The 21,434-nt window shown below is 40.6% G+C and carries 23 protein-coding genes; 19 read left to right on the top strand and 4 right to left on the bottom strand.

Features of this window, described 5'->3' with window-relative positions:
* Positions 1–24: 24 nt before the first annotated feature.
* Together DS742_RS26745 and DS742_RS26740 are read right to left on the bottom strand one after the other, a co-directional pair.
* Positions 25–1,977 (bottom strand): NAD(P)/FAD-dependent oxidoreductase, encoded by a 1,953-nt coding sequence (locus DS742_RS26745; RefSeq protein ID WP_117419959.1) that lies wholly within the window; start codon positions 1,975–1,977, stop codon positions 25–27.
* 21 nt (positions 1,978–1,998) lie between these two features.
* On the bottom strand, positions 1,999–3,156 hold the full coding sequence (locus DS742_RS26740) for an iron-containing alcohol dehydrogenase (RefSeq protein ID WP_117419958.1): 1,158 nt from the start codon (positions 3,154–3,156) through the stop codon (positions 1,999–2,001).
* Positions 3,157–3,439: 283 nt separating this feature from the next.
* Here DS742_RS26740 and DS742_RS26735 point away from each other — a divergent pair, with 283 nt between their 5' ends.
* From DS742_RS26735 to DS742_RS29845, 8 genes are all read left to right on the top strand, one after another.
* On the top strand, positions 3,440–4,714 hold the full coding sequence (locus tag DS742_RS26735) for a PucR family transcriptional regulator (protein WP_117419957.1): 1,275 nt from the start codon (positions 3,440–3,442) through the stop codon (positions 4,712–4,714).
* An 84-nt stretch (positions 4,715–4,798) separates the two neighbouring features.
* Complete coding sequence (locus DS742_RS26730; protein ID WP_117419956.1) at positions 4,799–5,764, top strand: hypothetical protein; 966 nt, start codon at positions 4,799–4,801, stop codon at positions 5,762–5,764.
* A 94-nt stretch (positions 5,765–5,858) separates the two neighbouring features.
* On the top strand, positions 5,859–6,287 hold the full coding sequence (locus DS742_RS26725) for a MarR family winged helix-turn-helix transcriptional regulator (RefSeq protein ID WP_117419955.1): 429 nt from the start codon (positions 5,859–5,861) through the stop codon (positions 6,285–6,287).
* A gap of 88 nt (positions 6,288–6,375) precedes the next feature.
* Entirely contained in the window at positions 6,376–8,136 is a 1,761-nt protein-coding gene (locus tag DS742_RS26720) for an ABC transporter ATP-binding protein (RefSeq protein WP_117419954.1), read from the top strand.
* Positions 8,133–9,998, top strand: a complete 1,866-nt coding sequence (locus tag DS742_RS26715; RefSeq protein ID WP_205692814.1) for an ABC transporter ATP-binding protein — start codon at positions 8,133–8,135, stop codon at positions 9,996–9,998. Before DS742_RS26720 ends, DS742_RS26715 begins: the two co-directional genes overlap by 4 nt.
* 31 nt (positions 9,999–10,029) lie before the next feature.
* Complete coding sequence (locus DS742_RS26710; protein WP_117419953.1) at positions 10,030–10,389, top strand: VOC family protein; 360 nt, start codon at positions 10,030–10,032, stop codon at positions 10,387–10,389.
* A gap of 36 nt (positions 10,390–10,425) precedes the next feature.
* Positions 10,426–11,166: an SDR family oxidoreductase gene (locus DS742_RS26705; protein ID WP_117419952.1), complete on the top strand. Its 741-nt coding sequence runs from the start codon at positions 10,426–10,428 to the stop codon at positions 11,164–11,166.
* A 358-nt stretch (positions 11,167–11,524) separates the two neighbouring features.
* Positions 11,525–11,647 carry a hypothetical protein gene (locus DS742_RS29845; protein ID WP_278336113.1) on the top strand — a complete coding sequence of 41 codons (123 nt, stop codon included), beginning with the start codon at positions 11,525–11,527 and terminating at the stop codon, positions 11,645–11,647.
* Between the two features lie 19 nt (positions 11,648–11,666).
* Here the strand turns inward: DS742_RS29845 and DS742_RS26700 are convergent, their stop codons facing one another.
* On the bottom strand, positions 11,667–12,308 hold the full coding sequence (locus tag DS742_RS26700) for a helix-turn-helix transcriptional regulator (RefSeq protein WP_205692813.1): 642 nt from the start codon (positions 12,306–12,308) through the stop codon (positions 11,667–11,669).
* Between the two features lie 186 nt (positions 12,309–12,494).
* Here DS742_RS26700 and DS742_RS26695 point away from each other — a divergent pair, with 186 nt between their 5' ends.
* From DS742_RS26695 to DS742_RS26680, 4 genes are all read left to right on the top strand, one after another.
* Entirely contained in the window at positions 12,495–12,875 is a 381-nt protein-coding gene (locus DS742_RS26695; RefSeq protein ID WP_117419951.1) for a RidA family protein, read from the top strand.
* A 48-nt stretch (positions 12,876–12,923) separates the two neighbouring features.
* Complete coding sequence (locus DS742_RS26690; protein ID WP_117419950.1) at positions 12,924–14,297, top strand: APC family permease; 1,374 nt, start codon at positions 12,924–12,926, stop codon at positions 14,295–14,297.
* An 84-nt stretch (positions 14,298–14,381) separates the two neighbouring features.
* A complete protein-coding gene (locus tag DS742_RS26685) occupies positions 14,382–15,596 on the top strand; it encodes a MalY/PatB family protein (protein ID WP_117419949.1) in 1,215 nt (404 codons plus the stop codon).
* A gap of 27 nt (positions 15,597–15,623) precedes the next feature.
* Positions 15,624–16,166, top strand: a complete 543-nt coding sequence (locus DS742_RS26680; protein ID WP_117419948.1) for a peroxiredoxin-like family protein — start codon at positions 15,624–15,626, stop codon at positions 16,164–16,166.
* Positions 16,167–16,229: 63 nt separating this feature from the next.
* On the opposite strand, the gene DS742_RS26675 is transcribed toward DS742_RS26680, so the two are convergent.
* A complete protein-coding gene (locus tag DS742_RS26675; RefSeq protein WP_117419947.1) occupies positions 16,230–16,934 on the bottom strand; it encodes a Crp/Fnr family transcriptional regulator in 705 nt (234 codons plus the stop codon).
* Positions 16,935–17,019: 85 nt separating this feature from the next.
* Here DS742_RS26675 and DS742_RS26670 point away from each other — a divergent pair, with 85 nt between their 5' ends.
* From DS742_RS26670 to DS742_RS26640, 7 genes are all read left to right on the top strand, one after another.
* The gene (locus DS742_RS26670; RefSeq protein WP_117419946.1) at positions 17,020–17,346 is read left to right on the top strand and encodes a cupin domain-containing protein; all 327 of its coding nucleotides are present in this window, start codon (positions 17,020–17,022) and stop codon (positions 17,344–17,346) included.
* A 1-nt stretch (position 17,347) separates the two neighbouring features.
* Positions 17,348–17,830 (top strand): permease, encoded by a 483-nt coding sequence (locus DS742_RS26665; protein ID WP_117419945.1) that lies wholly within the window; start codon positions 17,348–17,350, stop codon positions 17,828–17,830.
* Positions 17,827–18,564: a permease gene (locus DS742_RS26660; protein ID WP_117419944.1), complete on the top strand. Its 738-nt coding sequence runs from the start codon at positions 17,827–17,829 to the stop codon at positions 18,562–18,564. Before DS742_RS26665 ends, DS742_RS26660 begins: the two co-directional genes overlap by 4 nt.
* Positions 18,565–19,096: 532 nt before the next feature.
* A complete protein-coding gene (locus DS742_RS26655; protein ID WP_117419943.1) occupies positions 19,097–19,570 on the top strand; it encodes a hypothetical protein in 474 nt (157 codons plus the stop codon).
* Positions 19,570–20,241 carry an ATP-binding cassette domain-containing protein gene (locus tag DS742_RS26650; RefSeq protein WP_117419942.1) on the top strand — a complete coding sequence of 224 codons (672 nt, stop codon included), beginning with the start codon at positions 19,570–19,572 and terminating at the stop codon, positions 20,239–20,241. The genes DS742_RS26655 and DS742_RS26650 overlap by 1 nt, the downstream gene beginning before the upstream one ends.
* Positions 20,210–20,995: a hypothetical protein gene (locus DS742_RS26645; RefSeq protein WP_117419941.1), complete on the top strand. Its 786-nt coding sequence runs from the start codon at positions 20,210–20,212 to the stop codon at positions 20,993–20,995. Before DS742_RS26650 ends, DS742_RS26645 begins: the two co-directional genes overlap by 32 nt.
* Positions 20,988–21,431, top strand: a complete 444-nt coding sequence (locus tag DS742_RS26640) for a rhodanese-like domain-containing protein (protein WP_117419940.1) — start codon at positions 20,988–20,990, stop codon at positions 21,429–21,431. Before DS742_RS26645 ends, DS742_RS26640 begins: the two co-directional genes overlap by 8 nt.
* The last annotated feature ends 3 nt before the right edge of the window (positions 21,432–21,434 follow it).

Genomic DNA, 21,434 nt, shown 5'->3' with positions numbered 1-21,434 from the left:
TGATCTGTCTTAACTGAGTAATAATCAGCGAAGTTTATAAGCTTCGCGGTATCCGGAAGCGACGGCCTGTTTGATTCTGCCAATGCGGCTGGCATCTCCGATCACGATTACGTTCATAAATTCTTTTTTCAGCTTATCAGCCAGCTGGTTATCTGGCTTTACTCCAAGTGAAAGTACCACAGCGTCTGCAGCCAGAGTCTTCTTATTACCTTCTTTATCTTCTAAAACAACTCCGTCAGGCAGAATCTCAAGCAGCTTATGGCCGGGATAATATTCAGGATTAGAAGCCCCCAGTTTTTTCTTAATATCAGTCAGTGGCTGCCAGTAAGCTCCAGGTCCGATCTCATCTGCCATGTCCACAATTTCCAGGGAATTTCCTAAGCTTGCAAGCAGTTCTGCGGTCTCCATGCCGGTAAGTCCGGAGCCGATGACTGCGATTTTTTTATGAGAAAATGATGTCTTTCCGCTTAAAATTTCCTCAGTTGTATAGACGTTGGTACCATTTACTCCAGGGATAGATCCGGGAATGACTGGCTTTGAGCCGGTTGCAGCAAATACTGCATGGGGGTTCAGCTTTTTGATTTCCTCTGCAGTGGCAGGTGTGTTAAGCCGGACGTTCACATTCAGCTTCTTAAACATGCTATCATAATATTCGCCCATCCAGCCCATTTTTTCTTTGCATGGGGGCTTTGAGCCAAGCCACACCTGACCGCCAAGGTGATCACTTTTTTCAAATAATGTAACAGCAAAACCTCTCTGGGCAAGGGTCAGTGCGGCTTCCATACCAGCGGGACCAGCTCCGATTACTGCAACACAACGTCCGTTTCCATTATTTTCAATGTCATTATAGAACCACTCCTGTCCTGTACGTGGGTTGACAGAGCAGTTAATGCCGTCAAACATTGTTTCCATACAGTTAAGGCATGAGATACAGCGGCGGATCTCATCAGTGCGTCCGCTCTCTGCTTTATTACACCACTCGGGATCAGCAAGCAGTCCCCGGGCGATGGTCACACCGTCTGCGCGTCCCTGTGCAATGATATTTTCTGCAAATTCCGGATTACGGATTACTCCGACTGCAAACACGGGAACATTTATTACCTTTTTAATCTCTTCCGCAAGATATACTTTCCAGCCTTCCGGATAAGAGACTGGTTCCCATGCCTCGTTCATAGTCTCGTATACGCCTGCAGAGACATTTACGGCATCAATTCCAAACGGTACTAAATACTTAACGATTTCAATGGATTCCTCCAGTTTTAAACCGGTTTCGTTCTCCGGAATGGGGAATACAGAGCGCTCTAGGAATTCATCTGCGGAAATTCTCAGCATGATTGGATAATCGCCCAGCCTCTCGCGAATGCCGGTAACGATTTCCTGAATAATACGGGCACGTTTCTGAGGGCTGCCTCCGTATTTATCCGTTCTTTTGTTGGTATAGGGGGAGAGGAACTGATTGAGCATGTAGCCGTGTGCTGCGTGTATCTCAACTCCGTCAATTCCGGCTTTTTTACACCGCTCCGCACCGTCAACAAACTGTTTTACTAGCTCTTCTACCTGCTCGGTCGTCATCTCAAAACAGGGCCAGTTTATAAGCAGGCTTTTCACGCCGCTGGGAGTTGCACACATTCCGCCGGGTACTGCGGTCTGGCGGCCTGGATGGTGGAGCTGAACGAAGATTGCACCGTCATAATAATGAACTGCATCGGCAAGTCTGGTAAGATCCGGGATGAACTTGTCATCAGTAACAGAGGTCTGGCGGTCGCCCATCATACCATGTTCATCATTTACACGGGTCACTTCATTAACGATTAGTCCGACTCCGCCCTTTGCGCGTGCAGCATAGTATGCGATTTCCTTATCAGAAACTGTCTGATCCGGATTTGCTGTCATATTGCCCATTGCTCCCATTATTACACGGTTTCTGATTGTTAAAGAGCCTATTTTTAAAGGAGAAAATAAATTTGGATAGTTCATAATAAATCCTTTCTTTTTGCTTTACTGGTAATTGTCATAAACCTTTGCCATCATATCTGTAAGAACAGCTTCATTCTGGGGAACAATGCATCCCATGCGCATCATCTCGCTGAGTGCGTAATTAACAGTGGATAGAACCTGTTCTCTGGTAAAGCCAAGGTCTTTCATGGAAGGAATTCCGATTCTGCGGTTGAAAGAACGCACAGCATCCGCAAGTTTTGCGGGCAGCTCTTCAACGGAAGAAATCTCCAGTTCAAATATTTCCGCTACTTTGCCATAAATTTCAGGTCTGGCTCCAGCTACCAGTTCGATCACAGGCGGAGTTACAAGAGCACAGCCGATACCATGAGGAATATGTAATCTGGCTCCCAGTGCGTGTGCCATGGCATGTCCAACATTTACCTGGGAATCCTGGAATGCGATTCCGGCAAAGTTGCTGGCTATGGCCAGATTATAGCGGGCCTCTTTGCATTCCGGATCATCGACTGCCACAGGAAGCCATTTGTAGATTCGCTCCATGCTGCTAAGTGCTAACGTATCGGAATGAGGATTTGGCATCACGTTGCAGAGACATTCGTTGCAGTGGGAAAATGCATCCATGCCGGTGTAGGCAGTGATTGTCTTTCCCAGTCCTACGGTTAAGTCGGGATCAACGATAGCAGCGTTTGCCCATACAATGCATCCGCATTTCTGGTGTGTGTCTGTATCTGTGATAACTGCAACAAAAGTGGACTCTGAACCGGTTCCGGAAGTTGTAGGTATCATGATGGTTTTTAGCGCAGGTGCTAATATGAGGGGATTCGCTGGATCGAAATGGATCATTTTTTTAATATCAACGTTTTCCTTATTTGTAACATATAATGCAATACCTTTGGCAGTATCAAGACTGGAACCGCCGCCGCATCCGATGATTCCATCTGCGCCTGTGCTTACTGCTAATTCGGCACCTTCTATGACTGTTGTGTCAGGGGCATCCATTTTTACTCCGTCATAAATGCTGACTTTAATTCCGCTCTGTAAAAGGCTGTCCATCACCTTCTGTGGAATTCCTGTTTCTACAATTGCTTTTTCTGTTACCAGGAGTACATGGGTCATTCCTAATTCTTTTGCTATGGCACCTGTGTTGTTTACTTCCCCTGGTCCGAAATAAACCGGGCATAATTGTGAATATCTTGACATTGTGACATCTCCTTATTATGATAGTAGTAGAAAATGCTTGTTACGATAATAACAATCTCTCTGTACCCAGTGTAGCAATTATAATCTGTGCCTACAATGGCGCAGATTATGAAAATTTTAACAAAGTATTGTTGATATAAGATAGACGGCGTTTGTCTAAGACAAACAAACGCCGTCTGTGCGATTTGTTGAAAATTTACAACCGATTGCGTGAGAAGTATGGTAAAATTTATGAAAGCGTATCATTTGATTACCACATGAAAAAGGAAGGCGATGACGAGTTATGATGACTGATCCTGACACTGGAAAAAATACCGATGATTTTATTAACAAGCTTCTTGATGCATCCAACAGCAGTCATAATATACAGCTGTTGCTGGATATCGGATATCAGGAGCTTGGAAACCCTCTGCTGCTGGTTGATGTTGCCCTTTGTTTTGTCGCACAGACCGGGGGAGGTCTGATCACAGATGAACCCCTATGGGACTGGACTCTTTCCAAAGGCTACGTGACTGAGGAGTATGTAAAATATATCTTATGCGGTGACAATACCCAGTATGATCCTGGGGAGGAATGGTCCACAGGCGACTCAAGGTTCATCTGGCAGGAAGGACTTCTTCACCACAGGCAGCTGGTAGGGAAGGTTAACAGAAACGGAATTCCAATCGGTTATCTGAAGCTTCTGGAATACAACCAGCCCATAACTGATGAAGACATAAACAAGCTGAATATTCTTTGTAAATTTCTTGCAATCTGTATGAACGCCTCCATGGGAACCTCAGACCAGGAAGATTCACTGATTGATACACTCCTGACATCCATGCTTACCCAGCGTTTGTATGACAAGTATGCCATTGATGAAAGAGTGAACCGCTTTGGCTTGAAACTATATGAGAACCTGTCGGTAATTGTACTGGGAACCCGGGGTCTAATCACCGATAAAATTTATTTTATAAAGAAAAAAATGAAGAATTTTTTAAATCGGGAGACGGTCATCACATTTAAAGGGAATCTGGTTATTCTTTATGATTGCAAAACAAAAGTGCCGTTTTCTGAAAATGAATTGATTAATCTGGAAAAATTATGCGCTGATTTTGATATCAAAGCGGGAATAAGCAACTCATTTAAGGAAATATACAAGTTCGAGCCTTTTTATCGCCAGGCATTGACGGCTTTGGAACTTAGTACGGAAATGAACAGTAAAGAACGGGTCGCTTTCTATGACGAATTTTGCATACATCACATGGTAAGCCTGTTTTCGGAACATAGTGATCCGGTGGTGTTAATTCATCCTGCCATTAAGTTTTTAAAAGAACATGATACAGAATATAGCAGTGAATTATGTCCCACATTAAAGGAATACTTAAAAAATAATCAGGATTTATCGCTGACTTCATCGGCGCTGCATATTCATTACAATACGCTTAAGTACCGGATTAACAAGATTGTTGAACTCACTGATTTGAATTTTTCTGATAAAACTATTTTTCGTCTGCATCTGTCGTTTCTTGTATATGATTTTCTGACTGAAACGGGTAAATCAAATATATTAAAATAGGGGCGTGGAAATCCGGTATAGGCTGTGCAATAGAAAAATAGAAATTTCATCGGTAAGATGAAGTCTGATTAAGATGGAGGTATCATGAATAAAAAAATTCTACTCACTATAATTACAGTAACATGCCTGACAGCAGGCTGTACAAAAACGGCGCCATCGGTCCGCTTACAGGAAAAAGAAAACACATCCGCCAGCACTTCGCAGGAGAATGCGATTACAATACAGTCTTCTCAGGAAGGTAACTCCCAGGCTGCTGCAGAGACAGAGAGTAAACCAGATTACAGCCGATACTTAAAAAAGAACTGGATCAGAAGCACAGACACCGATTTTCCTGAAAACGGAGGTTTATCCTTAGTTATTTCCAGCATTAAGGATGGTAAAATTAAGGGTGACATTTCAGCGGTAGGCAGCGGACCTGCTTATAATATGGACAACTCCGGATTTGAGGGAACAGTAGATAAAGACACGGCACAGTGCGAGCTTGTGGATGATTCCAGAGGAAATAAAGGTACGGTCAGGCTTACTTTTAAATCTCCCGGAATTCTTGAAGCTGCAGTTGCAATTACTGAGAGATCAGAAGATAATATCATGACTCTTCCGGAAGGAACCTTTGAATTTACTCCGGATAATCTGAAACGTATAGAAGGATTTGAACCCATAGAAGATCAGTCTTTTATGGTGGATCTGGATTCATGGGGGAAAGTGAAGTTTGTTTCAGGAAAATTGACCGCCGGCAGTCATATACCTGCAGTGTTTTATCTGACCGATGAAGATGGAGCTATTTATTATGAGTTTAATACAGCCTTTCCTTACAGTGTAGATGTAGAGGCTGTTTCATTTAAAGATTTAAATAAAGACGGTTTAAAGGATATTATTATAATCGTTTCAGACCAATACGACGGGGCTTCCGGATTGCCGATTGCAAATGTCTGCTTTCAGCAGGAGGATGGAACCTTTATGACGGATTATGAACTTTGCCAGGAGATCAATGATTCCGGAAACAATAAAGATATTAAAACCGTAACTAATTATGTTATGAATAAAAAATAAAAATAAAAAATCGCCAACAGGTATTGACAAAATCACTAATAGTGTATATAGTTAACTGTGTTAGCTAAAATAATCAATACAAGAAGGTGAAAAGATGGATTATACAAGCCTGGCCCGTGAATATATGCAGGTAATGCATCATATGCGCAATAAAAGTGGGCAGAAGAAGATTCATGACTCCATGCACGGTGAGAATTTTATGCTCTCTTATATCTCCAGGCGTCAGGGCGGTATTATCCCAAGTGAAATCAGCAATGAAATGGGAATTACCTCTGCCAGAATAGCTGCTGCACTTAACAGTCTGGAAGCAAAAGGCCTGATTACCCGGAGGATTGATACGGAGGACCGCAGGAGGATTCTCATTGATTTAACAGAGGCAGGAAGAGAACAGGCTAAAAAGCATTATGAAATGATTATGAATATTACGGTAAACATGCTTCAGTATCTGGGAGAAGAGGATGCCAAGGAGCTGGTCCGGATTATGAAGAAGCTTGCTGACAGGAGTCCGGAAGAGTTTATATAATATGCGGCCGATAAAACGGCTGCATATTTTACCAAAAATATCTAATACTATTAGTATATAACAAAGTTAGTAAAAAGGAGAGAAATACATGATAAAATTACTGAAGCGTTTGAAATTGGCAGAATGGGTGCAGGTATTTGCCAGTATGATTTTTATTGTAGCTCAGGTCTGGCTGGATTTAAAGCTTCCTGACTATATGTCAGAAATTACGAAGTTAACACAGATTCCGGGAAGTGCCATGGCAGATATATGGGCTGCAGGTGCAAAGATGTTAATTTGTGCTTTGGGGAGCCTGGTCTCTGCGACAGTGGTTGGTTTCTTTGCAGCAAGAATTGCAGCTTCTTTTTCACAAAGAATCAGAAGTCTGTTGTTTTCTAAAGTTGATTCCTTCTCCATGGAAGAAATCAACCGTTTTTCCACAGACAGCTTAATCACACGCTCCACCAATGATATTACCCAGGTGCAGATGCTCATTACCATGGGGTTACAGATGCTTATTAAGGCTCCGATCATGGTGGTATGGGCGATTACAAAAATAGCAGGAAAAGGGTATGAGTGGACAGTGGCAACGGGTGTTACAGTAGGAATCATGGTGGCTGTTATTGGTACAATTATGATTTTTATTATGCCCGGATTTAAAAAAATGCAGACACTTACGGATAATTTAAACAGGGTTACAAGAGAGAATTTAACCGGTTTACGGGTAGTAAGGGCATACAATGCAGAGCATTACCAGGAAGAGAAGTTTGATCAGGCAAATCAGGAACTGACTGCCACCCAGTTATACACCAACCGGGGGATGGCGGTCATGCTTCCCATGATGACTGCGTTAATGAGCGGTTTGTCTCTGGCTATTTACTGGATTGGAGCTAATTTAATTAACGCAGCCCAGGCCATGGACCGCCTGACAATATTTTCCAACATGGTGGTATTTTCTTCTTATGCGGTTCAGGTCATCATGTCCTTCATGATGTTAGTAATGATTTTTATCCTGCTTCCCAGAGCGTCTGTATCTGCAAAACGTATTAATGAGGTACTGGAAACAAAGCCGGCTATTTTAGACGGGCATAAAAAAGATGGTGAGGTGGGGAAGGAAGGGACGGTTGAATTTAAAAATGTCAGCTTTCAGTATCCGGGAGCTGCCGACTATGTTTTGGAAAATGTCAGCTTTATAGCAGGGAAAGGCGAGACGGTAGCTTTCATTGGCTCAACCGGAAGCGGAAAAAGCACGCTGATCAGTCTGATACCTAGATTTTATGATGCAACAGAGGGAGAGATTCTGGTTGATGGTGTGAATGTAAAGGATTATACACAGGAAGCTCTTCATAATAAGATCGGATATGTGCCTCAGAAAGCAGTGATGTTCCGCGGAACGGTAAGCAGCAATGTGGCATTTGGTGATAACGGAAGGAAAAAACCACTGCCGGAAGAAATTGAATCTGCAGTAAAAACTGCGCAGGGCAGCGAATTTGTGGAGAAGATGGAAAATCAGTATGAAGCGGAGATTGCACAGGGAGGCACCAATGTATCAGGAGGACAGAAACAGCGCCTTGCCATCGCCCGGGCGGTCTGCCGTAAACCGGAGATTTATATTTTTGATGACAGCTTTTCAGCACTGGATTATAAAACTGACCGGGTATTAAGATCTGCCCTTAAAAAAGAATCCCGGGGAGCAACCAGTCTGATTGTCGCACAGAGAATCGGTACAATTATGGATGCGGATCAGATCATTGTACTTGATGAAGGAAAAGTAGTTGGAAAGGGAACTCACAGGGAGCTGCTTCAAACCTGCAGTGTATATAAGGAAATTGCAATGTCACAGCTTAGTCAGGAGGAATTAATATCATGAGTGAACAACAGGGAAAGAAAAATTCCAATACAGGTCACATGACAGGAGGTCCAATGGGAAAAGGATCCATGGGTCAGGTTGTGGAAAAACCGAAAAACTTTAACACTACAATGGCAAAGCTTTTGGCATATTGCAGACAATATCTGCCTGTTATTATCTTTGCTCTGGCTGCAGCTGCAGCTGGTACCGTATTACAGATTATCGGTCCGGATAAACTAAAAGATTTAACGAATGAAATTATGAGGGGGCTTCCTGCCATGGTCAATGGAACGCCTGTTTCAGGTTCGATTGACATGGGCTCCGTTTTAAGAATCGGCCGGATACTGGCCGCATTTTACGCCGTTTCTCTTCTTTTAAACTATATACAGAGTCTGGTTATGGCAACTGTCACACAGGTAATATCAAAAAAGATGAGGACAGATATCTCCCGGAAGATGAACCGCCTGCCTTTAAAATATTTTGACTCTGTAAGCTTTGGAGATGTACTGAGCCGTGTGACCAATGATGTGGATGCCATCGGACAGACATTAAATCAAAGTGTGGGTACCTTGATTACTGCTGTTACAATGCTGTTTGGCTCTTTGATCATGATGTTTTATAACAGTTGGATTCTGGCGTTGACTGCGGTGGGGTCAAGCATAATCGGTTTCGGTTTCATGATGATTATCATGAGTGGATCACAGAAATATTTTAAACAGCAGCAGACAGAATTAGGTCATATCAACGGCCTCATTGATGAAGTTTATACAGGCCATAATGTTGTAAAGGTTTATAATGGCAGCAGGGAGGCGAAAGATGCTTTTGAAAACAGCAACCTCAGTTTATACAGCAGTGCATGGAAATCACAGTTCCTTTCAGGACTGATGATGCCTCTTATGAGCTTTGCAGGAAACTTTGGCTACGTCGTTGTCTGTGTGGTTGGTGCAGCTCTTGCATTGGAAGGAAAAATCACTTTTGGTGTGATTGTGGCATTTATGATGTATATCCGTTTATTTACACAGCCATTGTCCCAGATTGCCCAGGCGATGAATAATCTTCAGAGAACTGCGGCAGCAAGTGAACGTGTTTTTGAATTTCTTGATGAAGCGGAACTTGAGAATGAATCTGATAAAAAGTATGTTTTAACAGATGTAAAAGGAAATGTGGAATTTAAAAATGTCAGATTTGGTTACACACCGGATAAGCCGGTGATAAATAATTTTTCTGCAAAAATAAATGCAGGACAGAAGGTGGCAATCGTAGGACCGACGGGAGCCGGAAAGACCACCATGGTCAATCTGCTCATGAGATTTTACGAGACAGATAAAGGGGAAATTCTGATCGATGGGGTACCAGTGAACCAGGTGCCAAGAGAGTGTGTCCATGCACAGTTTAGTATGGTATTACAGGATACCTGGATTTTTGAAGGGACTATACGGGAAAATATTATTTACAGCAAACAGGGAGTGACGGATGAAGATGTGATAAATGCCTGCAAAACGGTAGGTCTGCATCATTTTATTATGACATTACCCAAGGGATATGATACAATATTAAATGATAAAGCCAGTCTTTCAGAGGGACAGAAGCAGCTGATCACCATAGCAAGAGCGATGATACAAAACGCTCCTTTATTGATCCTTGATGAAGCGACCAGCTCCGTGGATACCCGTACAGAACGTATGGTTCAGGCAGCCATGGATCAGCTTACGGCGGGAAGAACATCTTTTGTTATCGCTCACCGGCTTTCAACGATAAAAAATGCGGATTTAATTCTGGTTATGAAGGATGGTGATATCATTGAAAGCGGAAACCACGAGGAACTGCTTTCAAAGAACGGATTTTATGCACAGCTTTATAACAGTCAGTTTGAGGCGGCTTAGAAAAATATTATAATAAATATGGAGGCGGGATATGAAGTTTTGCTGGACAACCATACATGTAAAATCTTTAGAGGAATCAATTTTATTTTATCATGAGATCATCGGTCTGGATATTGTAAATCAATTTGAGGGTGGACCCGGTATGAAAATTGCTATGCTCGGTGAGCCTGGCAATGCGCTGATTGAATTAATTGAACAGAAGGGGATTTCCCAAGAGAGCAAAGGGATATCAATTGGGTTTGAAGTACCATCGATTGAGAAAGCGATGGAACATTTGAGGGAGAACGGTATAGCGATTAAAAGCGGTCCCTTTTCACCGGTTCCAGCCACCACTTTCTTTTTTGTAGAAGATCCGGATGGTCTGGAAGTACAGATTGTACAGCATGGTTAGAGATGCGTAAATGATATTGAAGTAAAGGAGAGGGGTATGAACAGAGGCGTGGTTGTAACCGGGGGAGCCCGCGGAATAGGTAAACAGATTTGTTCTGATTTTATCAACGCAGGAGATCAGGTGTGTTTTATTGATACAGACGAACAGAAATCACTGGATTTTGCAAATGAGTACCCAGGTCTGTTTTATTATCATGGGGATGTAGCAGATCCGGCAGTCCTAAAGAGTTTTATTGAATTTGCAATGGAAAAGCTGAAACGGATAGATATTCTGGTCAATAACGCCTGCCGCGGAAATAAAGGGATATTGTCAGGGTTAACTTACGAAGAATTTGACTATACCTTATCTATTGGATTGAAGGCGCCCTTCGAACTAAGCCGGTTATGTAAAAATGAATTAATTAAAAACCGGGGAAGAATTATAAACATTGCTTCTTCCCGTGCGTTTCAGTCGGAACCTGATACGGAAGCATATGCCAGTGCGAAAGGCGGAATCGTTGCGCTGACCCATGCGCTCGCCATCTCATTGGGACCGGAGGTTTTGGTTAATTGTATTGCACCTGGCTGGATTCATGTGACGGAACAGCAGGAATTTAGCCGGGAAGATATGGCTGCGATTCCGGCAGGAAAAGTGGGGACGCCGGAGGATATTTCAAAGATGGTCACTTTTTTATGTGATCAGGATTTTATTACAGGAGAAACCATCACTGTGGACGGCGGAATGAATAAGCGGATGATCTACCATGGTGACTGGAACTGGCAATTTAAGCCCGATTAATATAGCTGAATAACAAAGGAACCATGACATAGGGCTGTCATGGTTCCTTTGTTATGATGGAAATAAATGAAAGCTGAGATCCATACTGATTACACCAATATATGATCTATTTGAATGTCAGATCATTGCGACAAAAGCGGTCTCTCTTGCGTATGAAAGAATAAAGGCATTGGAAAAAATGAAATTTTGTCTGACGGATGAAAAGCTAATCGGTCATGACGGAACAGTATATAAAAATTATTGGGTTCTTATGAAAAAATAATACAGAATACCCTTTGATTTTTCTATCATTATAATGAAAGTATCTTTTGAAAAAGAAAGACACATTAAACGCCAAAAAGGAAAAGGAGCTGATCATATGAAAATTGAAATCTGGTCCGATTTTGTCTGCTCCTTCTGCTATATGGGCAAAACGAAACTGCCGTTTATCCCCCATTTATTCCGGTTGATAATGGCAGTTTCATTTATGTTTGCCGTTTAAGGTCATGGCATATAAAATTTTATTTGTGGTTCAAATACCGGTAAACGGTAGGTTCAGAGACGAAAAGCTGTCTTGCAATTTCAGAAACAGCCCCTTTCATAGTCAGGACACCCTGCTCATTCAGCTGATGAACAATGTTTATCTTCTCCTGACGGGACATGCGCTGAGGTGAGACTCCGGCTTCTTTAACCGCCTGGTTTACAAGTGTGGAAAGCATCTCTTCCACAGGGGTGCTTAAATCTTCCTGTATATCCGTTCTTCCTTCTGACAAATTATAATGTTTTTTCAAATTAGCCAATGCCAGGTCTAATTCATGAATGGCCGTTGTATTTCGGTTAACGCATAACAGACCGATCAGCCTGTCTTCATTCTTAATAAAATAGGTGTTGGAAATAAAATTCTTGCTTTTGCTTACACCATGATAATTCGTAAGATAATCCTGCGTTTTGTAAATCTTGTCCTTGGTGATCTGATTGGCCAGGTCAGTCATGGGGGAACCGATGCCTCGTCCGGAGTGGTGCCCATTGGCAACCGCAATCACCGTACCGCTGTCTGATTTTGAAACATCATGAAGCAATACTTCACAACCCGGACCGCACAGGCTGGATAAAAAAGATACCATTGGTTTATACATTTCTAACAATTCTTTATCTGTCATCATCGTTCACATTCCTCTCATATTCCTTTTTTATTATAACATTTTTAAAAAAAGTATCAATTGTAATACACAAAAATATATAAAAATTTTGTCACTTTGATAAAAATATTGTCAAATTTTGAAAACTGTGTTATGATAAAAATACAATCAAAAAGATAAAAAAATTATTAAAAAGAGAGGATGATTTTGTTGCAGAAAAAAGCACTGAGTACTGAAAAAGCACCAACTGCGATTGGACCTTATTCTCAGGCAATCATGGCGTCTGGAACGATCTATGTATCGGGACAGCTCCCTATAGATCCGGCTACCGGATCCTTTGCCGGAGAGGATATCAAAGCGCAGACCAGGCAGTCTCTGGAGAATATCCGGGCTGTTTTAGAATCTGCCGGTGCCGGTATGGAGAATGTGGTGAAAACCACCGTATTACTAAAGGATATTGGGGAATTTACAGAAATGAATGAGGTTTATGCACAATATTTTACCGTAGACTGTCCTGCCAGAGCGGCATTCCAGGTAGGCAGTCTTCCTAAAGGTGCCAGGGTGGAGATTGAGGCGGTTGCAGTATTGTAGTATGTATGGAAGCTGATTGAGAAGAAGATCATTGAGGAGGAAAACATAATGGAAGAGCATGGCAAAAAGCTCGGTATGTTAAATATTTTCGGTCTTGGTTTGGGTGGCGCAATAGGTTCTGGCATATTTGTTTTACTTGGGTTTGGAATTGCTTATACAGGCAGATCAATTGTACTGGTATGTGTGGGCGGTTGTCTGTTTATGCTTCTGGCTTATATGTACAATGTAATAATGAGTTCCATGTTTGTATTTAAGGGGGGAGATTACAGCCAGAAGGCACTGCTGTTTAATCCGACAATGACTGGTTTTTCAGCAACTATGGCTCTTGTTAACAGCATGGCTATGTCTAGCTATGCACTTGGAATGGTTAACTATATATCAGCGGTATTTCCGGGGGTGGAACCTTATACACGTACAGTGGCAGTACTTATCATGACTCTTTTTTTTGCCAGCACCCTGCGTGGTTCCCGTTTTATTACGCTGCTGGAAAATGCAATGACAGTAATATTGATTGGAGCAATAGCAATTTTCGTAATTTTTGGAATGCCTCAGGTAAAACCAGACTATTTTTCCAATGCAGACGGCGGTTTTTTCCATGGCGGTTTTGCTGGATTCGTTAGTGCTATTGCAATTATGGGCTGGGCCTGCCAGGGAACCACTATGGCACCTGTATCAATGGTTGCTGTTACTGATAAACCGAAAAAGACGATTCCGCTTGCTATTCTCTGGATTACCCTTGCCTTAGCTGTTATATATGGTGTAATGAGTATTGTGGCTGCTGGTGTTTTACCATATGAGCAGGTTGCAGGAGCAAATTTAGGGGCGACTGCTAAGGCGATATTCCCAAATAGTATTTATATTATGTTTATTTTAGGCGGCGGTGTATTTGCCATTGCGACCAGTCTGTTAGGCGGTATTGCCATGTTCCGTTATCCGCTGATGAAGATTGCAGAAGACGGATGGCTTCCTCCGGTATTTAAAAGGACCACTAAAAACGGTTTTCCATGGGTGATTCAGCTTGCTTTCTATTTACTAAGCGTAATGCCCATACTGCTTGGATTCAGTCTTGATTCCATAATATCACTTGTAATGATTCCCTCCATGGTGATGAATGTATATCTCAATATGGCATGTATTACGCTGCCGAAAAAATATCCGGACCAGTGGAAAAAATGTGCACTTCGTATGCCCATTCCGGTGTATAATATTATTTGTGTTCTGTCTGCAGCCTGTGCAGGAGTCGTAGCTTTTAACTTATTTAAAGATTTAAAAGGAAATGATATCATTGCATCCATCATAATTCTGGCTGTTTGCGTTGGATTCTCATTACTTCGAATACATACCGGTGCAGTGAAGAAGGAGTTCCTGGAGGAAAACAAAAAGGCTATTATCGTTCAGGCACTTGCAGATGATGAGGAGTAATAATAATAAACTGTATACAAAATGTCTGCCGTTACTAAGATTTTCCCGTTCTGACGGCGGATTAAGATGAAGGAGGATATTGCTATGAAATACGACTTTACATCAATTATGGACCGCAGAGGTAAAGATGCCATTGCTGTAGATGGTCTTGGAACCTTACCAGGTTTTGCTCCGGATCTTCCAAAGAATGGCTTTGATACGATTCCGATGTGGGTTGCAGATATGAATTTCCCAACAGTCCCATCAATCTGCGAAGCAATTGTGGAGCGTGTACAGCACCCGGCATTTGGTTATTTCAGCCCTTCTAAGGAGTATTACAATGCCATAATCCGGTGGCAGGAGGAACGAAACGGAGTGACAGGCCTGACAAAGGAGTGCATCGGATATGAAAATGGTGTTCTTGGCGGAGTCATTTCTGTGCTGAATGCTTTTTCAGCACCTGGCGATGCAGTACTGCTTCATTCCCCTACTTATATCGGTTTTACCATGAGTCTTGAAAACAATGGACGCAAAATTATACATAGTCCATTAAAGCTGGATGAGAACGGCGTATGGCGTATGGACTATGAGGATATGGATAAAAAAATAAAGGCTCATAAGATTCATACCGCTATTTTCTGCAATCCTCACAATCCATGCGGACGTGTATGGGAAAAATGGGAGATTGAAAAAGCGATGGAAGTCTATAAGAATAATGACTGTATCGTTATATCTGACGAAATCTGGTCGGATCTGATTTTAGACGGAAATAAGCATATTCCGGTGCAGTCCGTCAGTGAGGATGCCCGCAAGCGGACAATAGCCCTTTATGCGCCCAGCAAAACCTTCAACCTGGCAGGACTGATCGGTTCTTATCATATTATTTATGATCCGTATTTAAGGGACCGTGTCCGTTCCCAGAGCAGCAAATCTCATTATAATGATATGAATGTGCTCAGCATGCATGCTTTGATCGGTGCATATAAACCGGAAGGGGCCGAATGGGTGGACCAGTTATGCGAGGTGCTTACAGGAAATGTCAATTACGCTTATGACTATATCACACAGCATTTTAAAGGTGTGAAGCTTTCCAAACCACAGGGTACCTATATGCTGTTTATGGATTGTACGGATTGGTGTAAAGAGAATGGAAAAACCATTGATGAACTGGAAAAGAGCGGTTGGGATGTAGGTGTTGCATGGCAGGATGGACGCATGTTCCACGGACCATGCTCAATAAGGCTTAATCTGGCTCTTCCTTTCAGCAGAGTTGAGGAAGCGATGAAGCGTCTTGACCAGTATGTTTTTAATGTAAAGTAAATTCACAGATAAAACGAGGTGCACAATATGGGGAAAATTAATGTAAATGACAAGATGCGGGACTTTACATTTGATACACCTTTTCGTAAAAATGTCCGGCTCAGTGAGGCAGCAGGAGGAAAAAAACTGGCACTTGTATTTCTCCGCTATTATGGGTGTACGCTTTGCCAGTACGACCTTTCCCAGTATGCCGGGAATTATGAAAAGATTACGGCAGCAGGAGGCGAATTACTGGTGGTTCTGCAGAGCGATCCGGATTTACTGAGGGAAGATATGGGAAAAGAAGATATGTTCCCGTTTGAGATCGTTTGTGATCCAAAAGAAGAGCTGTACCGGGAGTTTGAAATTCTTCCTGCAGCAAGTAAAAAAGATCTGGCGGGACTGAAGACCATGGTGAAAGTGGGGAAAGCCATGGCAGCAGGATTCTCTCATGGAAGGTACGAGGGGGAAGAACTGCAGCTTCCGGCGGCATTCATTCTATTGCCAGACCTTACAGTCACATACGCTCACTATGCAAAAGTGATAGATGATGTTCTGGATGCAGATCAGATTGTGGAAATGATGAAATAATAGTTAAATAAAAGAACCGCTGCTAAAAAGTTCAAGTCAGGTCACGGGAGAGCAGCGGTTCTTTTATTTTCCTGCAGAGAGATTCCTGCTTGTGATTATTCCGGTATCCTTCACTGTAATTGTTTTTGCATCATACTCTAACAATCCGTCTAATCTCATTTTCTGAAGTTCCCTGCTTAAGGAAGAACGCTGTATTCCAAGTCTTTCCGCCAATTCCTTTTTGGATATGTTAAGCCTGATTACATAAGATTTTTGTAAATAATACTGATATCCCAGGTAATCCACAATCCGCTGTCTGATTGTCTTCATGGATATGGCATCAATTTTTTCTGTAAGCATCAGGGATTTATCCGCAATCTCTGTCATAAGTCCGCTCATAAACCGGTCATTGGAGTGACAGAGTTCCAGGATCAGTTCTTTGTAGATATGAAGTATGACAGATCTGCATTCTGAAACAATTGTCATGGGATAGACATGTTTGCTTGAGAAAAGAAGGTTCGCACCCAAAATGTCGGCATTGGAGAAGACGATGATTTTTAATATATTACCTGAGGAGTCAATTTTCTGGACAGAGACTTCTCCCTCAAGCACAATATCCATGGCGGAGCAGACTTCATTCTGAAGATGAATGACCTGGCCTTTTGTATAGGTATTGATTGCATATGGGGCATTTTTAAACAGCTGTATAAACTGCTCCTCTTTAAAATCTTTAAATAAATCAAGGTTTAAAAGCAAAGTTGAATACTTTTCTATATTTATTTTTCTCACGCTCCTGATTAGTTACCATGGTAACTTTATTATTTGTCATTCTAAAGTATACTATGTTAAAACTAAAATTGAAAGGAGCAATTCTATGCTTGAAAAAACTTATAATTACTCAATCCTGGATACAAAAAATATTGAAAAACTGGTGGATGATGACAACCTGCAGCTGAATCATATGATTCTCCCGAAGGGGGAGCGGCTTCCGGAGCATTATTCAAACTCCAATGTCTACATGATTATAGTTAGGGGGAACATGTCTCTGGAACTGGATCAGCAGGGAGTGCACAAATATCATGCAGGGCAGATTATCGCAATTCCATATCATGCAAAAATGAACGTTGTAAACAGCGACGATGAGATTCTGGAATTCTTTGTGGTGAAGTCTTCAAACCCGGCAAAATACGAGAGGGAATAACATGGACATTTTTACAGCCTTATTCTGGATCATTACGCTGGTGTGGTTTTTTGTTTCGATTGCCAGAGACAGAAAGAAAACGTTTGGTGCACTTAAAATGTCGGGTGGAATGATGAAGAGTATGGCAGGTGAAATACTGGCAATCTTATTTTTGATTGGTTTAATCATGACCTTTGTTCCACAGGATACAGTCAGACATTTTATGGGAGAATCCAACCTTCTGACTTCTACAATTATTTTTGCATTGATTGGCTGTATTACATTGATTCCCGCTTTTGTGGCATTTCCGCTGGCTGGATCTCTCCTGGATGCGGGAGCAAATCTGGTTCCGGTGGTTGCATTTCTCACAACCCTGACAATGGTGGGGATCGTGACTTTTCCCCTGGAAAAGAGAGAGTTTGGAATAAAATTCACCTTACTTAGAAATTCTCTCAGCTTTGTTTTTGCTATTCTGATTGCGGTTATTATGGGGGTGATTTTATGATTAAATTAAAAAAGGCAGTTAATAATAACAGGCTTTTGGTGTTGGTTATTCTGGTTTATTCTGTATTGTCAGTTTTAAGTCCAGATAAAGCAGCGCGGGCATTGAAAGGCAGTTTATATTACGTGAAGGAAATGCTGATGATAATGCCTGTCATTCTTGTGCTGACTTCACTGATTACAGCGTGGGTTCCAAGAAAGACCATAGAAAACAGCTTTGGCAGCGGGGCAGGAGTGAAAGGATCCATTCTTTCATTTCTCCTGGGCAGCTTTTCCGCCGGACCTATTTATGCAGCGTTTCCTGTGTGTAAAACGCTTTTGGAAAAAGGAGCGGGCATTTCTAATATTGTAATAATATTAAGCACCTGGGCTGTTATTAAGGTTCCCATGCTTATTAATGAGGCTAAATTTTTAAGTTTTAAATTTATGATAATACGCTGGATTTTAACCACTGTCTCCATTTTTATAATGGGTTTTATTATGTCCAGGCTGATAAAACGGGAGGACATTCCAATGGAGCATTCGGATGAGGATCCACAGAGCAGGGGGTTAACTGTAAAATCTGCCTGCTGTATGGGGTGCAGACTATGTACAAGGATTGCACCGGATAATTTCGCTATGGAGTCAAAAAAGGCAGTTGTCCTTGTTCCGGTGGGTAATGAGGCTCAGCAGATGCGCGTTCTTGAAGCCATGGAAAAATGTCCGGCTAAGGCAATCGGATTAAATTTTAAGGAATAATTATTCTATTACCGGGGAGGATCCCCGGTTTTTTATTGTTTTGGTGTACCTTCAGTGGGAGGAAATCCACTGAAAAGTCCGGAAACTGCGGTTCTTGCCGCCGGGAAGCTGGCAGGGGTATTTTCATATCCAGAATGAGATATTCGGCATGAGAGACGGAAACATAAATTCCTTACAAATGCAATTCCAAAATCAGAAGATCTTCTTAAAACGGGTATCGTCTTTAAAAACTTAAATAAAATAGTGTTACGAATTAGGGGTTAAAACGTTTATATAATATAGGGCGATAAATAACTTTAAAGTAAAATGAAAGAAGGAATGCCATGGTTGTAAAAAAAAAGTAAAACTTATTCTCTTAGCTTTTTAGGAGAGGGGGTATTTGGTTTATAATAACTGCATAAAAATATTTTGGAAAATCTTTGGGTGAAATAAAGGAACATCTGACCAATCAAATTTGTAAAGATCAGCAATCAGTCTCAAAAGGTACATCTTTTAGCATTTGACTATATGGAGAAACGAAGGGAGAAACAAAATGGAAAAAGAAAAAAGAAAAAACAAACTAAAAAAACTGATATTATTAGTATTTTCAGTATTAGTTATGACAACCGGAATTATCGGTACATCTACAGAGGTGCAGGCGGCAGGAACAACATATGATCTTGGACAGGGATGGACAATGAGATTAGACACTCCAGGAATGGATTCGAAACCATACTATCATATACATTTTTATTATAAAAAGGCTCCTAAATATTGTTTAAGATTAGATACTTTACAACCATGTGATGGATATAAAAGTAATCCTGTTCCAAATTGGGCTATGAAAGAAGCTAAGAATAAAGTTGGAAGTAAATGGGGAAGTGCTATTTCACCATCTACAATTAGTTGGGGTAAGTCATTAGCCACTGCTGGATGTGTTTTATTGGTAATTGTGGCGACAATTTGTCCATTTGATGGTCCAGTAGGTGATTCAGTAGCTTGGGGGCTATTATTAGGAGTTGTTTAATGATACTGGAGAAAATATCTAAAAGCCATGTAATTAAAGGTCCGGCTTCATTTGAAGTGGATTGTGGAAAAATGTATGCTGTTATTGGAAAAAACGGCAAAGGAAAAACAACTTTGTTGCGTATATTATCTGGTAATGTTTTTCCGGACAATGGAAGAGTAACATTAAATGAGGAAACCTATTGTTTTCCAATTGGAATATTAAATACTTTAAAATATCAACGTGCTCTTAGAAATGCGGTATTATATATTGAAGACCAAAATTACCTATATCAAAATCTGTCATGTGCACAGAATATTAAATATTACATGTCAGTGGGAAATTTCAATAAGGAATGTTTTTGGGAAATACTTAGAAATTTAGAGTTTAATCAAAATGTTTTAGATAAAAGGATAAATGAATTATCGCTTGGGACAAAACAAAAAATTTCATTATCATTTGCATTCTCTTCTGTTAGACCTTTTATTCTTCTTGATGAACCAACGCTTGGACTTGATATAGACTCAAAAAAAGTGTTTTTAGATATGTTAAAGAATAAAAAGGAAACAAAAGGAATTGTAATATCAACAAATGATATATCTATCTTAAAAGATTTTGATTCATTTTTGTTGTGCGAGGATAATGAGGTGAAAATGGTATATGATAATCCGTATGATAAGATCTCAAATTAAATATAGCTATTATGAATTAAGTTCAGTTAGTAAGGCTAATGTAGTATTTATGATTTTGTTTTTGGCATTGTATGCATATTGCTCTTTTGAAGGAAAGCCTTTATCGCAGTATACAAGTGCAGAGTGTTATATAATAATACAATTTGTTTCTATTTATGTGTTGCTGCGAATGATTTTAACAGGTATTTCACTGCCGAATAATGTATATGATGTTGAAATAAACAGAGGCCGGTATTTGAGAAATAATGGAATAGCTGATACTGATTTAACATATTTATTTTTAGTAAGAATTAGTATAAAGGCTTTATATACTTGCATATTGAACATATTGTCATTGTTTTTAATTATGTCTGCACTTAATCTTGTAGTTGATTATAAAAATTTTATTATTATTGCGGTACTCATTCTATTAGGAACTTTTTATATGTTGTCAATTGGATTTGTAATTAATACGGTCATGCGTGCTTTTTATCTAAAAAAAGAATTGGTACTTGTATTTGAAGTTATATTTTTAGCTTTATATTTTGCACTAAATGAAGATAGCTATATGTTCCCAATGACCATTCTTATGACACAGTTATCGGGAATAATTAGCAATGACATATTGTATTCAAAGTTTATTTTAGGCGAGATAGAAGGGTATTGGCTATTATGGATAGGTATGATTGTTACTAGTAGTATTGCTATTTATATATCTAACTATTTGACTTCCATATTATTGTCAAGAGATTCATACAGGAGGATAAATGAATAGTAAGTTTTTGATAGGAATAATAGTTCTTCTTGTGATAGTTAATATTTCTATGATAAAATGGTCAATAGGCAAAGAAGTAGATTTAATGTATGAGGAAGATGAATTGACCGAATTATTGCAAGAAGTATATCCTGCGAATGTTATGATTGACTTAAGAGAGAGGGAAGACTATGAAGCAGGGCATATTGACGGGTTTATAAATATTCCTTCAAGCGATGGCGTGGAATTGATGGAATATTTACAGGATAATAAGCTTGAAAAAAAATCAATCTATTTAATGTGTTATTCAGGGAAAAGAGCAGCTGCAGCAGTTGATTTGTTGCATGATAAAGGGTATAAACATTTGACTTATATTACATTTGGATATGATGATTATGTAAATAGTCAAGATAGTTTTGTTCCAGAGGTGGGCGAGTGCGACTGTTTAGCAGAATAAAGA

The sequence above is a fragment of the Lacrimispora amygdalina genome (genome assembly GCF_003432035.1).
GTDB lineage: Bacteria > Bacillota > Clostridia > Lachnospirales > Lachnospiraceae > Lacrimispora > Lacrimispora amygdalina.
The sequence above is the reverse complement of the archived record's forward strand: the minus strand, read 5'-3'. Positions and strand labels throughout refer to the sequence as shown.